The 13749-nt window shown below is 72.4% G+C and carries 12 protein-coding genes; 9 read left to right on the top strand and 3 right to left on the bottom strand.

Annotation, left to right across the window (positions count from 1 at the left end; translation table 11 throughout):
- Nucleotides 1-13 precede the first annotated feature (13 nt).
- From C3489_RS04905 to C3489_RS04890, 4 genes are all read left to right on the top strand, one after another.
- Nucleotides 14-2968: a BTAD domain-containing putative transcriptional regulator gene (locus tag C3489_RS04905; RefSeq protein WP_103780254.1), complete on the top strand. Its 2955-nt coding sequence runs from the start codon at nucleotides 14-16 to the stop codon at nucleotides 2966-2968.
- The gene (locus tag C3489_RS04900; protein WP_103780253.1) at nucleotides 2965-3714 is read left to right on the top strand and encodes a prepilin peptidase; all 750 of its coding nucleotides are present in this window, start codon (nucleotides 2965-2967) and stop codon (nucleotides 3712-3714) included. Before C3489_RS04905 ends, C3489_RS04900 begins: the two co-directional genes overlap by 4 nt.
- Before the next feature lie 70 nt (nucleotides 3715-3784).
- Nucleotides 3785-4981, top strand: a complete 1197-nt coding sequence (mqnC, locus tag C3489_RS04895; protein ID WP_103780251.1) for a cyclic dehypoxanthinyl futalosine synthase — start codon at nucleotides 3785-3787, stop codon at nucleotides 4979-4981.
- A gap of 7 nt (nucleotides 4982-4988) precedes the next feature.
- On the top strand, nucleotides 4989-5594 hold the full coding sequence (locus C3489_RS04890; RefSeq protein ID WP_103780249.1) for a hypothetical protein: 606 nt from the start codon (nucleotides 4989-4991) through the stop codon (nucleotides 5592-5594).
- Here C3489_RS04890 and C3489_RS04885 read toward each other — a convergent pair whose 3' ends face one another.
- On the bottom strand, nucleotides 5595-6608 hold the full coding sequence (locus C3489_RS04885; protein ID WP_103780247.1) for a chitinase: 1014 nt from the start codon (nucleotides 6606-6608) through the stop codon (nucleotides 5595-5597).
- 134 nt (nucleotides 6609-6742) lie between these two features.
- Here C3489_RS04885 and C3489_RS04880 point away from each other — a divergent pair, with 134 nt between their 5' ends.
- Genes C3489_RS04880 through C3489_RS04865 form a run of 4 tightly spaced genes read left to right on the top strand, consistent with a single transcriptional unit; the run spans nucleotide 6743 to nucleotide 11110 of the window.
- Nucleotides 6743-7057, top strand: a complete 315-nt coding sequence (locus C3489_RS04880; protein ID WP_258054558.1) for a hypothetical protein — start codon at nucleotides 6743-6745, stop codon at nucleotides 7055-7057.
- A gap of 18 nt (nucleotides 7058-7075) precedes the next feature.
- Nucleotides 7076-9307, top strand: coding sequence for a bifunctional polysaccharide deacetylase/glycosyltransferase family 2 protein (locus C3489_RS04875; RefSeq protein WP_103780245.1), 2232 nt, complete (start codon nucleotides 7076-7078; stop codon nucleotides 9305-9307).
- Nucleotide 9308: 1 nt separating this feature from the next.
- The gene (locus tag C3489_RS04870) at nucleotides 9309-10418 is read left to right on the top strand and encodes an acyltransferase (protein WP_103780243.1); all 1110 of its coding nucleotides are present in this window, start codon (nucleotides 9309-9311) and stop codon (nucleotides 10416-10418) included.
- On the top strand, nucleotides 10415-11110 hold the full coding sequence (locus C3489_RS04865; protein ID WP_103780241.1) for a demethylmenaquinone methyltransferase: 696 nt from the start codon (nucleotides 10415-10417) through the stop codon (nucleotides 11108-11110). The genes C3489_RS04870 and C3489_RS04865 overlap by 4 nt, the downstream gene beginning before the upstream one ends.
- A 55-nt stretch (nucleotides 11111-11165) precedes the next feature.
- Here C3489_RS04865 and C3489_RS04860 read toward each other — a convergent pair whose 3' ends face one another.
- Both C3489_RS04860 and C3489_RS04855 read right to left on the bottom strand, forming a co-directional pair.
- Complete coding sequence (locus C3489_RS04860) at nucleotides 11166-11510, bottom strand: PASTA domain-containing protein (RefSeq protein WP_103780239.1); 345 nt, start codon at nucleotides 11508-11510, stop codon at nucleotides 11166-11168.
- A 93-nt stretch (nucleotides 11511-11603) separates the two neighbouring features.
- The gene (locus tag C3489_RS04855) at nucleotides 11604-12107 is read right to left on the bottom strand and encodes a GNAT family N-acetyltransferase (protein ID WP_103780433.1); all 504 of its coding nucleotides are present in this window, start codon (nucleotides 12105-12107) and stop codon (nucleotides 11604-11606) included.
- A gap of 97 nt (nucleotides 12108-12204) precedes the next feature.
- On the opposite strand from C3489_RS04855, the gene C3489_RS04850 reads away from it, so the two are divergent.
- The gene (locus C3489_RS04850; RefSeq protein WP_103780237.1) at nucleotides 12205-13497 is read left to right on the top strand and encodes a geranylgeranyl reductase family protein; all 1293 of its coding nucleotides are present in this window, start codon (nucleotides 12205-12207) and stop codon (nucleotides 13495-13497) included.
- Nucleotides 13498-13749: the final 252 nt, after the last annotated feature.

Below are 13749 nucleotides of genomic sequence, written 5' to 3'. Positions count from 1 at the left end.
CAGGACACCCGCCATGGCGCGACGCAGGACTTCCAGCTCGACGGGAAGCTCGGGCAATTCGACGGGCCCGCGGAACCGGACTCCACAGCCGGTGCGGGTGCGGCGGCGTACGTTCGGGGACTTCGTGAAGGCGTTCCTCGCCTTCGTCGCCCTGGCCGCACTCGTCGTCGGTGTGCCCCTGGCGCTGGCGTCGCAGGTGGGCTGGCCGCTGCCGAGCGGTGCGCCCAGCCTGGACTGGCTCCAGCAGGAGATCACCGTCCAGACCTTCCTGCACATCCTCACCGTCGTGGTGTGGCTGGCCTGGGCGCAGTTCACCGCGTGCGTGCTCGTCGAGGTCAAGGCCGCCGTGTCGGGGGTCGGCGTGCCGGGCCGGGTGCCCGGTGCCGGGCCGAGTCAGCTGCTCGCCCGGCAGCTCGTCGCCGCGCTGCTGCTCGTCGGCGCGACGGCGGCCAGCCTGACGCCGGGTCTGTCGCAGCTGGGGCACAGCCTGGAGGGCAACCAGAAGCCCACCGTCGCCGCCGCCCAGCAGACGCCGGGACTGTTCGCGCAGACGCAGGAGCAGACGGCGAACGCCGCCTCCGCGCTGGCCGAGCAGGCGGCACACGCGCGTGCCGACAGCCAGGCCAGGCACGGGGACACCAAGTACTACCGGATCCAGCCGCCGGAGGGGCGTCACCACGACTCCCTGTGGGAGATCGCCGAGCGGCACCTCGGCGACGGCCGCCGGTACAAGGAGATCTACGAGCTCAACAAGGACCGCATCCAGCCCGACGGCTCCCGGCTGTCCGAGGCCAGCCTCATCCGGCCCGGCTGGATCATGGAGATGCCCGGTGACGCCCGTGGCGGCGACCTCGTCGAGATGCCGGACGACGCCGCCCAGGTCTCGCCCGAGGTCCAGCAGCAGATCCACGACTACGCCAAGAGCGGTCAGCATGCGCAGGGTGACCAGGCCCAGGGTGGTGGCGCTCAGGGCGGCGGGCATGTCTCCGTGCCCGAGCAGCGGCCCGCCCCCGACCACCAGCAGCCCCACCAGCAGCCCGCCCAGCCCGCCCCGCACGCACAGCAGCAGCACGACACCAGTGACTTCGGGCTGCCCCAGGCCCTCCTCGCCGCCCCGCTCCTCGCCGCCGGTCTGCTCGGCGCCCTCGGCCGGCGCCGCCGGCAGGCGCTGTGGCAGTCGGCGATAGGCACGCTGGGCCGGCGCGGCATGGAGCCGCCCACCCCGACCGGGGACGCGCTGGACGCGCAGGACGCGCTGCTCGTCGGCGCCGACCCCGAGGGCGTACGCCTCCTCGACCGCTCGCTGCGCGGGCTCGCCGCGTCCCTCGCGCAGGAGTCGCGGCCGCTGCCCGTCGTGTACGCGGCCTGGCTGACCGGCGGCGACCTGCACCTGCAGCTGGCCCAGCCCGCCGGCAAGCCGCCCGCGCCCTGGCAGCTCGGCCAGGACCAGACCTTCTGGGTGCTGGCGAAGAACGACGCCCAGAACTACGGCGACAGCGACACCGCCGCCCCCTACCCGGGTCTGGTCTCCCTCGGCACCATGGACGACTCCCGCCTCCTGCTCAACCTGGAGGCCGTGCCCGGCATCGTCTCCCTGAGCGGCCGCGAGGCCGACCGGGACGCCGTCTTCGCCTCCGTGGCCGCCGAACTGGCCACCAACGGCTGGTCGGACCGCATGACCATCACCCTCGTCGGCTTCGGCGAGGACCTCACCGCGCTCGCCCCCAACCGGCTGCGCCACCTCGACGGCATCGAGGCCCTGCTGGAGACCATGGAGGCCGAGACCCGGCAGCGGCGCGGCGCGCTCGGCGCCGCCGGCCACGACTCGGTGCTGACCGGCCGTACCGGTCCCGCCCAGCACGCCCGCTGGGCGCCGCACCTCGTCCTGCTCGCCGCCCAGCCCTCCGCCGAGGAGGCCCGCCGGCTCGCCGAGCTCGCCGCCGACGCCAGCCGCCTCGGCATCGGCTACCTCATCGGCAGCGAGAGCGGTGAACTGCCCGGCGCCGCCTGGGAGATGGAGATCTCCGGCGACGGCAAGCTGCGCGCCCCGCTGCTCGGCCTGGAGCTGGACGCGCAGATGCTGCCCGCCGCCCAGCGGCAGGCCGTCGTCGAGCTGTTCGTCGAGGCGGACCCCGAGCACGGCGGCCCGGACGGACCGACGACCACCCCGCCGTTCCTCGTCGACGTCAGCGAGCAGGGCCGCCCCGCCGTCTACGCCCGCCTGGTCGGGTCGTACGAGATCATCGGCCTGGAGGCGCCCGACGACGAGCGCAGCGCGCTGCTGCACGAGGCGCTCGCCCTGCTGCTCCTGCACCGCGAGGGCGTGCACCCGCGCGTGCTGTCCTCCGCGCTGTGGCCGCGCGGCGTCACCGACGACGTCCGCGAGGCGCTGCTGGAGCGGCTGCGCGCCTGGCTCGGCACCGACCCGGACGGCACCCCGCGCCTGACCACCGACGCCACCGGACGGCTCGTCCTCGCCAAGTCGGTCGTCTCCGACCTGGACGTGCTGCGCTCCCTCTACCACGAGGCCACGCAGGGCCGGGGCGTCGGCAGCCGCGCCGTGCGCGGACGGCTGCTCACCGACGCGCTCGTCCTGGTGCGCGGCCCGCTGCTCGCCGACCGTCCCGCCGGCCGCTACCGCTGGCTCACCCACGAGATCGTCGACGCCCAGCTGCCGCTGCTGGTCGCCGACATCGGGCTGGCGCTGTCGGAGTTCCACCTGGAGAAGGACCGCGCCGAGCGGGCGATCGAGGCGCTGAACGCCGCGCTGCGGACCGCTCCGGACGACGAGCGGCTGTGGCACGAGCTGCTGCGCGCCACGCACGCCACCGGTGACCCGGAGCGGCTCCAGGCGCTCGCCGCGGACCTCGTGTCCCGCAGCGGCGCCCGCGGCCTGCCGCCGCGCACCGAGGCACTGCTCGACGAGCTGCTGCCGACGTGGCGTGAGGGCGCCGCGGCCGTCGGATGAGCGACCCGGGCCCTCTGATCGTCGTCGCCGCCGCGCTGTGGGGCGCGGTGGCGGGGGCGCTGCTGCCGAGGGCGGCGTACCGCTTCTGCGTGCCCTCCGCGCAGGAGGGCGAGGAGCAGGAGGGGTGGCGGCGGGAGTGCCCGCACGGGCACCCCGTCCGGGGCTGGCTCGGCCCGGCCCCCTGCCGCACGTGCCGGCAGTCGTACGGCCCCCATGCCTGGCCCCTCGCGCTCGTCACCGCCCTGCTGTGCGCCGCGCTCGCCGCCGCCACCGGCATCCGGCCCGAGCTGGGCGTGTGGCTGCTGCTGGCGCCCGCCGGCGTCCTGCTCGCCCTCGTGGATCTGCGGGTGCAGCGGCTGCCCGACCCGCTCACCCTGCCGCTGGCCGGGGCCGCCGCGCTGCTGCTGGGCCTGGCCGCGCTGGCGCCCGAGCATGCCGGGCACTGGACGACGGCCCTGCTCGGCGCCCTCGCCCTGGGCGGCGGCTACTTCCTGCTGTTCCTGATCAACCCGGCCGGCATGGCCTTCGGCGATGTGAAGCTGGCGCTGGGAGTGGGGGCCGTCCTCGGCTGGTACGGCTGGCCGACGCTGCTGCTGGGCACCTTCGCCGGGTTCCTGTTCGGGGCGCTGTACGGCGGTTTCCTGGTCGTCGCGCGGGGCGCCGGGCGGCGCACGGCCATCGCGTTCGGGCCGTTCCTGCTCGCGGGGGCTTTCGCGGGGCTGCTGGTCGGCGCGTACACGGCCTGAGGTCAGCGGCGTCGGACGCCTGGCGTACGCTGGTTCGGTCCGTTACACCCCTTACGAAAGGGACGCTCCGGTGACCGAGAAGGCCGACCTCCAGTCCGTCCTCGACCGTGCCGCCGCGGGCGGACGGATCACCCCCGAGGAGGCGCTCGACCTCTACCGGGACGCCCCGCTGCACGCGCTCGGCGCCGCCGCCGACGCCGTGCGCCGCCGCCGGTACGCGGGCACCGAGCACATCGCGACGTACATCATCGAGCGGAACATCAACTACACGAACGTGTGCGTCACGGCGTGCAAGTTCTGCGCCTTCTACGCCCCGCCGAAGAGCGACAAGGGCTGGACCCGCGACCTCGACGACATCCTGCGCCGCTGCGCGGAGACCGTGGAGCTGGGCGGCACCCAGATCATGTTCCAGGGCGGCCACCACCCGGACTTCGGCGTCGAGTACTACGAGACGCACTTCAAGGCCATCAAGGACGCCTTCCCGCAGCTGGTGATCCACTCGCTGGGCGCGTCCGAGGTGGAGCACATGGCCCGGATCAGCGGTGTGTCGGTCGAGGAGGCCATCACCCGCATCCACGAGGCCGGCCTGGACTCCTTCGCGGGCGCCGGCGCCGAGCTGCTGCCCGAGCGGCCGCGCAAGGCCATCGCCCCGCTGAAGGAGTCCGGCGAGCGCTGGCTGGAGATCATGGAGACCGCGCACCGGCTGGGCGTGGAGTCGACGTCGACGATGCTGATGGGCACCGGCGAGACCAACGCCGAGCGCATCGAGCACCTGCGGATGATCCGCGACGTGCAGGACCGCACGGGCGGCTTCCGCGCGTTCATCCCGTACACCTACCAGCCGGAGAACAACCACCTGAAGGGCCGCACCCAGACGACCCTCTTCGAGTACCTGCGCATCATCGCGGTCGCCCGTCTGTTCCTGGACAACGTGGCCCACATCCAGGGCTCCTGGCTGACCACCGGCAAGGAGGTCGGGCAGCTCTCCCTGCACTACGGCGCGGACGACCTCGGCTCGATCATGCTGGAGGAGAACGTGGTCTCCTCCGCCGGTGCCAAGCACCGCTCCAACCGCATGGAGATCATCGACCTGATCCGCAAGGCGGGCCGCGTCCCGGCGCAGCGTTCGACGACGTACGAGCACCTCGTCGTGCACGACGACCCGGCGAACGACCCGGTCGACGACCGCGTGGTCTCCCACATCTCCTCGACGGCGATCGAGGGCGGCACGGCCCACCCCGAGCTGAAGCTGCTCGCGTCCAACTGACGCCGCCGTGCTGACGATTCACGCCGACTCCCGGGGCCGCGCGCTGGCCGTGCAGGGCGAGTGGATCGCCACCGCCGGGCCCCTGGAGGAGGTGCGCGCCGCGCATCCGGCGGCCCGCGTGCGCGAGTGGCCGGGCATCCTCACCCCGGGGCTGGTCAACCTGTACGGCAACGAGCTGCTGGAGGAGGCCTACCACCCGGACCCGCGGGAGGCCGCGGAACTCGGCACCGAGCCGCTGACGGGGGAGGCGCTGGCGGCGCTCGCGCTGGACGAGGTGCGCTGGGGTGCGAGCGCCCGGCGCGGGGTGCAGCGCATGCTGGCGCACGGCACGGTCGCGGCGGCCTGCGAGCCGCTCGCCAACCGCGCGGTGCAGGACGCGGTGCGGCGCACCGGGCTGGGTGTGGTGGGCCGCCTCGGCAGACCGCAGGGGCCCGCCTCCCTCGACCCGTACTCCTGCGGGGCGCCCGTGGAGTTCGCGCCCGAACGGGAGGCCGGCTCGGCAGCCCGGTTCGCGGTGTTCGACGTACGGGACGTCTCGGAGCTGGCGGAACGCGGGGCCGGCACGTGCGTGGCGACGGTCGTCGCGGGACGCCTGGTGTACCGGCGCCGCTGACTACCCCGAGAACGCCTGCGCGAACGCCCCGTCCTGCTGCTCCACCCCGCTGCAATCGGTGGCCACGTCCTCGGCGGAGGAGCCGTCCGCGCACTGCCGGTCGCGGAACGTCGACCACATCGACACCCATGCGATGCCCTTCCGCACGGCGAACTCCCGCACCTCCGCCGCGTCGGCGAGCGTGAACGTCTCACCGGCGACGTCGTTCACGCCGATCATCGAGGTGAGCGCCATGCCCCGCCAGGCCGCCGCGTCCGAGCCGCCGAACACCTGCTTCAGCTGGGCGTGGGCGGCGGTCGCGGCGGTGACGGCGTAGCCGCCCATGTCACCGGCGTACGACTCGCCGTAGTTCATGGTCATCAGGTTGACCGTGGAGACCTGTACGTCGTACGTGTTCGCGGACGCCAGCAGCGCCAGGCTGTCCGCGTCCAGCCCGGCCGGCATCACCGGCAGCGTGAAGGAGACCTCCAGGCCGGGCCGTTCCTTCTGCAGCTCGGCGATGGCCCGGGAGCGCAGGGCGACGGAGGCGGAGTCGGTCAGCTCGTCGCCCTCGATGTCGAAGTCGGCCCGGGTGGCGCCCACCGCGTCCAGGGCGGCGCCGTACGCCTGCGCCAGTGCGGAGACGCTGCCGCAGACCGCCGCCAGCTCCTTGCCGGAGGCGCCGCCGAAGGAGACGCGGACGTCGGAGCCGTTCTTCTTCAGCGCCGCGATCCGGGAAGTCACCGACGTGTCGGTGAGGGCGTGGGTTCCGTTCCAACTCGCGGTGCAAGCAGTGCCGTTCGCTATGACGAAGGCCGCGTTGTACGTCGTCGGGGAGCCTGCGGAGTCGAGGGCCGAGGCGGTGGTGGCGCTCACGTAGGGCTCGTAGAGCGTGCTCGGTGAAGTACTGGGTGAAGTGCTGGGTGAAGTGTTGCTCGGGGCGCTTTCGGCGGCGTTCTGGTCGGGGGCGCACCCCGCCGTGGCCAGGACGAAAAGGCAACCGAGCGCGGCCGCCCACCTCTTGTGACTCCTCATGGCCCGGAAACTGTCACAGCCACCTGTGCGGCGGCACAGGTTCCTTCTCAGGAAACAGACAGGCCGGCGGCATTCATGGGTGGCTCATAACGCATCCCGAGCTTTCCATATGAACGCTCCCTAATGTCCGGGGAATGCATTCCGAGCACGTCATCGAAAAACACGCCGCCGACGGGCCCGTGTTCGTGGACACCTCCGGCCGCCGCGCCAAGCTGCTGCGCCGACTCGGCCTGCTGGTCGGCGCGGTCTGCCTCGGGTACGCGGCCGTGCTGGTCCTGGCGTTCATGGGCTGGGGCATCTCACTGACCCCTTCCTCGCTGCTGCCGTTCGGCGGCACGGCGGGCGGTGGCCGGGACCTGCCCGGGCAGTTCCGCCCCTACGGCGGCGCCGCCCCCACCGCCGTACCCACCACCGTCCCGTCCGCCTCCGCGGTCCCCGCCGCCGACTGACCGGAGCGACACGACCCCATGCCCATCTCTTCCTCCCGCGGCCGCCGACGCGCCCCCACCCGTATCGAGCGGGCGGCCGGCAAGGCCGCGGCCCTGCAGCGCCCGCGCGTCATCGTCGCCCTGCTGCTCCTGCTGGCGCTGACCAGCGTGATGCTCCTCGACGGCTATCTGCGCGCGGAGGTCGGCGGTGACCAGCGCGTGCGCACCGGTGCGAGTGCCGGCCAGGTGCCGCAGAGCATCCTCGACGGCGGGCCGATCCTCACCTTCCGGGGCGGACGGGCGACCACCGTCTCGGTGCCGGACAAGACGATCGCGCTCACCTTCGACGACGGCCCCGACCCGACCTGGACCCCCCAGGTGCTGAAGATCCTTGAGGAGTACGACGTCCCCGGCACGTTCTTCCTGGTCGGCTCGATGGTCTCGCGCTACCCGGGGATCGTCAGGTCGATGGTCGAGCAGGGCAACGAGGTGGGCGTCCACACCTTCACCCATGTCGACCTCTCCTACCAGAGCGACGCCCGCGTCCGGCGGGAGATGACCCAGACCCAGCTGGCGCTCGCGGGCGCCGCCGGGATCACGACCACGCTGTTCCGGGCGCCGTACTCCTCCCGGACCGACGCCATCGACGACTACAGCTGGCCGGTCTACCGCGAGCTGGGCGAGGACGGCTACACCAGCGTGTTCATCGACACCGACAGCGACGACTGGAAGCGGCCCGGCGTGTCGAAGATCGTCCAGTGGGCCACGCCGAAGGACGGCAAGGGCGCCTCGGTGCTGTTCCACGACGCGGGCGGCGAGCGCTCGCAGACCATCGCGGCGCTGCCCCGGTACATCAAGGAGATGCGGGCGAAGGGATACACCTTCACCACCATCAGCGGGGTCATGGAGAAGCAGCGCACCGGTGCCGGGGCATCGGGGAGTTCCGTCGGCGTGGGCGGGCCGGGGCCGGGCGGGCTCCAGGGCGCCCACCGCACCGCCACCGGCGCCACCCTGTACGAGGGCAAGGCGCTCATCGCCGCCGTCGCCGTGGCCGAGTGGACCGTGCCGGTGCTGTCGGCCGGACTGCTGGTCGTCGGCGTGGCCGTGATGGGCCGGTTCGGGATGATGCTGCTCCTGGCCCGCCGCCACCACCGCCGGCGCAACCGGCGCCGCTTCCGCTGGGGAGAGCCGGTCACCCGCCCGGTCAGCGTGATCGTCCCGGCGTACAACGAGAAGGAGTGCATCGCCAACACCCTCGCCTCACTGGCGCGGAGCACCCACCCGATCGAGATCATCGTGGTGGACGACGGCTCCACGGACGGCACCGCCGGCATCGCCGAGTCGCTCGGCATGCCCAACGTGCGCGTCGTCCGGCAGGAGAACGCGGGCAAGCCGGCCGCGCTCAACAACGGCGTGCGGCACGCCTCGTACGACATCGTCGTGATGATGGACGGCGACACCGTCTTCGAACCGGACACCGTGCGGCAGCTGGTCCAGCCCTTCGCCGACCCGTCCGTCGGCGCGGTCGCGGGCAACGCCAAGGTGGGCAACCGGAACACGGTCATCGGGGCCTGGCAGCACATCGAGTACGTCATGGGCTTCAACCTCGACCGGCGCATGTACGACCTGCTGCGCTGCATGCCGACGATCCCCGGGGCCATCGGCGCGTTCCGGCGGGAGGCCGTGCTGGAGGTCGGCGGGATGAGCGAGGACACGCTCGCCGAGGACACCGACATCACCATCGCCCTGCACCGCGCCGGCTGGCGGGTGGTCTACCAGGAGCACGCGCGCGCGTGGACGGAGGCGCCGGGCTCGCTCAAGCAGCTGTGGTCGCAGCGCTACCGCTGGTCGTACGGCACGATGCAGGCCCTGTGGAAGCACCGCAAGTCGCTCACGGACCGGGGACCTTCGGGGCGTTTCGGGCGCGTCGGCATGCCGCTGGTCGTCCTCTTCCAGATCGTCACGCCGGTCTTCGCGCCGCTGATCGACGTGTTCACCGTCTACTCGATGATCTTCATCGACTTCCGGGCGGCCCTGCTGGCCTGGCTCGCCGTGCTCGGCGTGCAGCTGCTGTGCGCGGCGTACGCCTTCCGTCTGGACCGGGAGAAGTACCGCTATCTGCTGATGATGCCGCTCCAGCAGCTGGCCTACCGGCAGATGATGTACCTCGTCCTCATCCACTCCTGCGTCACGGCGCTGACCGGCGGCCGGCTGCGCTGGCAGAAGCTGAAGCGCACCGGCGAGGTCGGCACGCCGGCGGGGGTGAGCTGAGGTGGGGGCGCACAGCAGGAGCGCGGTACGGGCCGTGCGGGCCGCCCCCGCGTCCGGCCGGGACCGTTATTTCGACACGCTCCGGGCCGTGGCCCTGGTCCGAGTCGTCACCTACCACACCTTCGGCTGGGCCTGGGCCGGATACGTCTTCCCCTCGATGGGGGTCATGTTCGGCCTGGCCGGGACCCTGATGGCGAGGTCGCTGGAGCGGCCGGCGCTCGCGGTGGTGCGCGGCCGGCTGCGCCGCCTCCTGCCGCCGTTCTGGTTCTGGGGTGTCTTCGTCGTCCTCGCCATGCTGGTGCACGGCTGGATGCCGGGATGGCAGGCCGTCTACTGGATCGTGCCGCTCGGCGACGCGCCGGGCAGCGCGTGGGGCGAGCAGGCCTGGGAGATCCTCTGGTATCTGCGCACCTATCTGTGGTTCGTGCTGCTGTCCCCGCTGCTGCTGCGGGTCTTCCGGCTCGCTCCGGTGCCGGTGCTGCTTGTCTCGCTCCTCCCGGTCGTCGTCTTCCAGTACGTCCGGCAGCCGCCGGACGGCCGGCTCGGCAGCGCCCTGTGGGACCTGGCGACCTACCTGTTCTGCTGGCTGCTCGGCTTCGCGCACCGCGACGGGGTGCTCGCGCGGACGCGGCCCGCTCCGGTCGTCGTGTTCTCGCTCGCCGCGCTCGCGTTCGGCGGCTGGTACGCCTTCGCCCACCGCGCCGAGTTCGGCACCTACGACCTGGACGAGAACCCGCTCGCGCAGGCTTTCTGGTCGGCCGGGTTCGTGGCGCTGCTGATGTGGGCCAAGGAACGCCTGCGGACCGACTTCGCCGGGCTCGCCCGCCTGCCCCGGCTGGACCGGCTGGTCACCGTCTTCAACGCCCGCGCGGTGACGCTCTACCTCTGGCACGAGATCGCCCTGATCCTCGCGGTGCCGCTGACCGACCGGCTGTGGGACGTGCCGGCCTTCGCCGCCCATCTGCCGCTGGGCAGCCAGTGGTTCCTGTTCGGCGTCGGCTGGCTGCTGATCGGCGCGTTCGTGCTGCTGTGCGGGTGGGTGGAGGACGTCGCCGCGCGCAAGAAGCCGCGGCTCCTGCCGGGAGGGCGTACTGCAACAATGGGCGCGTGACCCGCGCATCCCTGGACAAGCAGCCGCACGAAGTCGCCTCGATGTTCGACAACGTGGCGGAACGGTACGACCTGACCAACGACGTGCTGTCCCTGGGGCAGGACCGCCGCTGGCGCAAGGAGGTGGCCAAGGCCGTCGACGCCCGGCCCGCGCAGAAGGTGCTCGACCTGGCCGCCGGTACGGCGACCTCCTCGCTGCCCTTCGCGCAGAGCGGTGCCTACGTCGTGCCCTGCGACTTCTCGCTCGGCATGCTGCAGGTGGGCAAGCGCAAGCACACCTGGCTGCCCTTCACCGCCGGCGACGCGACGAGGCTGCCGTTCAAGGACGACACCTTCGACGCGGTGACGATCTCCTTCGGGCTGCGCAACGTGCAGGACTTCGACGCGGCCCTGCGCGAGATGTACCGGGTGACACGCCCGGGCGGCCGGGTGGTCATCTGCGAGTTCTCGCACCCGACGTGGGCGCCGTTCCGGACCGTCTACACCGAGTACCTGATGCGCGCCCTACCGCCGGTGGCCCGGGCGGTGTCCTCCAACCCGGACGCGTACGTCTACCTCGCCGAGTCCATCCGCGCCTGGCCGGACCAGCCCGCCCTCGCCGAACGGCTGCGCAAGGCCGGCTGGACCAAGGTGGCCTGGCGCAACCTGACGGGTGGCGTGGTGGCGCTGCACCGGGGGTTCAAGGAGAGCTGAGGGCACCCGCGTCTTCGCGGGGCCGGTATCGCCACGCCCGGGGAGGCCGGCCTGCTCAGCCGCTGCCGATCACCGCGTACGGATCGCCCGGTTCGTCCAGCTCCCGCTGCAACCCGCCGCGCGGCGTATGCGGCAGGCGCGGCTCGTGCACGCCCGCACCGCCGCCTCCCTCGCCCTCGCCGAAGTCGAACCACACGGTGACCACGGCCCCGCGCGGCACCTCGACGCCGGGCGGCGGGTACTGCCGTACGACGTGGTCGACCACCGTGCGGCGGAAGTCGGGCCGGTCGGGCGCGGCGAGCAGGACTCCGTGCGCGGTGGCTCTCTCGCGCGCGTCAACGGCCATCAGACCGACGAGCCTGGGCACACGGACTTCGGGTGTTCTGGGTGTTATCGGCACGGATGTCACCCCCAGCGGTACTGGAAGGGTAACCGCCCGGGGGTGCCGACCGGAAGCGTCAAGTCGCGTTCCGTAGCGAACTATTACTCAGGGTTACAGCTCCAGGCGGTAGCAGTGGCCCTGCCGCTTCCGCTCCGGCGACACGAACGTCTCCGCGAGCCGCATCCCCAGCCGCTGCGTGACCGCGATCGAGCGGGCGTTGCGGGCGTCGACCATGGCGACGACGCTGCCCACGCCCGCCGCACGCACCCGTTCCAGCGTCATCAGCGCCGCCGCGGTGACGTACCCCTTGCCCCAGTGCTCGCGGCCGAGCCGCCAGCCGATCTCGATCTCGCCGGCCGGTCCCCACGCGTACGGCCACGGCTGGGCGCCGGTGAAGCCGACGACCCGGTCCTGCTCGTCGACCATGGTCCACAGGCAGAAGCCGCGCTCGGCGTCGTGTCTGCGCTGCCGGGCGGTGAGCTCCTCGTAGACGGACAGCTCGGCGGGACCGCCCTGGAACTCCATGACGTCCGGGTGGGCGAAGATCCGGTGCCAGGCCACCGCGTCCTCGTCGGTGGGGACGCGCAGCCGTACCACGGGCAGAGTTCGGTTCACGGGGCAGCCCTTCAGCCGGTTGATCAATTCTGCTGAATAGACTGCCCATGTCCAGTGCCGGTCGGCACACAGATTTCGAACTTGGGGAGATCCCGCTGTGAGTGTCGTGACCGAGCCCCTCTCCGAGAACACCGCAGATGTGATCGTCGTGGGCGCGGGCCCGGCCGGCTCCACGACCGCCTACCACCTCGCCCGCGCCGGGCTCGACGTGCTGCTGCTGGAGAAGACCGCGTTCCCGCGCGAGAAGGTGTGCGGCGACGGCCTCACCCCGCGCGCCGTCAAGCAGCTCGTGGCGATGGGCATCGACATCTCCGAGGAGGCCGGCTGGCTGCGCAACAAGGGCCTGCGGATCATCGGCGGCGGGGTGCGGCTGCAGCTGGACTGGCCGGATCTCGCCTCCTTCCCGAACTACGGCCTGGTCCGCAAGCGTGACGACTTCGACGAGCAGCTGGCCCGCCAGGCGCAGAAGGCGGGCGCGCGGCTCTTCGAGCGCTGCAACGTCTCCGGCCCGATCGTCGACGACCGCACCGGCCGCATCACCGGCGTCACCGCCAAGCTCGGCGAGGAGAAGCGCGAGGTCACCTTCCACGCGCCGCTCGTCGTCGCCGCCGACGGCAACTCCACCCGGCTGTCCCTGGCGATGGGCCTGCACCGTCGCGAGGACCGCCCGATGGGCGTGGCCGTGCGGACGTACTTCGAAAGCCCCCGCCACGACGACGACTACCTGGAGTCCTGGCTGGAGCTGTGGGACCGCCGCGGCCCCCAGGACCGCCTGCTGCCCGGCTACGGCTGGATCTTCGGCATGGGCGACGGCACCTCCAACGTCGGCCTCGGCGTGCTCAACACCTCCGACTCCTTCAAGGAGCTGGACTGGCGCGAGGTGCTCAAGGCCTGGTGCGCCTCCATGCCGGAGGACTGGGGCTACACCCCGGACAACATGACCGGCCCGATCCGCGGCGCCGCCCTCCCCATGGCCTTCAACCGCCAGCCGCACTACACCAAGGGCCTGCTGCTGGTCGGCGACGCCGGCGGCCTGGTGAACCCCTTCAACGGCGAGGGCATCGCCTACGCCATGGAGTCCGGCCAGCTCGCCGCCGACGTCATCGTCCAGGCGCACGCGCGGGCCACGCCCGGGCAGCGCGAACTCGCCCTGCAGCGCTACCCGCGCATCCTGAAGGACACCTACGGCGGCTACTACACGCTCGGCCGCGCCTTCGTGAAGCTCATCGGCAACCCGAAGGTCATGCAGATCGCCACGCAGCGCGGCCTGACCCACCCGATGCTGATGAAGTTCACCCTCAAGCTGCTCGCCAACCTCACCGACCCGACGGGCGGCGACGCGATGGACCGCATCATCAACGGCCTGAGCAAGGTGGCCCCGAAGGCATAGCCCTCCGGGCGGCCACCCACGGCCGGCGCTCCCAGCGGGGGCGCCGGCTTTTCCGTGTGTGTACGCCGAGGGGGCCTGCCCGGTGTGCGCGGCGAGGGCGCCCGGCGTGCGTGGCACAGGGCCCCCGGTGCGCGCGGCGAGGGCGCCCGGTGCGTACGCCGAAGGGTCGCTGCCTCGACCGGCTGCGACCCTTCGCCCCTTTTACGGCTGTACGTGCGCCTGTGTCAGGCGAACGCCCATGATGTGTGCGTG

The sequence above is a fragment of the Streptomyces sp. Ru71 genome, from assembly GCF_002920535.1.
In the GTDB taxonomy this organism is placed as follows: domain Bacteria; phylum Actinomycetota; class Actinomycetes; order Streptomycetales; family Streptomycetaceae; genus Streptomyces.
The sequence above is the reverse complement of the archived record's forward strand: the minus strand, read 5'-3'. Positions and strand labels throughout refer to the sequence as shown.

Bases quoted from the DNA above. Each gene is read 5' to 3' on its own strand.
- C3489_RS04905 (WP_103780254.1), top strand. From the start codon at position 14: ATGGCGCGACGCAGGACTTCCAGCTCGACGGGAAGCTCGGGCAATTCG.
- C3489_RS04900 (WP_103780253.1), top strand. From the start codon at position 2,965: ATGAGCGACCCGGGCCCTCTGATCGTCGTCGCCGCCGCGCTGTGGGGC.
- C3489_RS04885 (WP_103780247.1), bottom strand. From the start codon at position 6,608: ATGAGGAGTCACAAGAGGTGGGCGGCCGCGCTCGGTTGCCTTTTCGTC.
- C3489_RS04880 (WP_258054558.1), top strand. From the start codon at position 6,743: ATGCATTCCGAGCACGTCATCGAAAAACACGCCGCCGACGGGCCCGTG.
- C3489_RS04875 (WP_103780245.1), top strand. From the start codon at position 7,076: ATGCCCATCTCTTCCTCCCGCGGCCGCCGACGCGCCCCCACCCGTATC.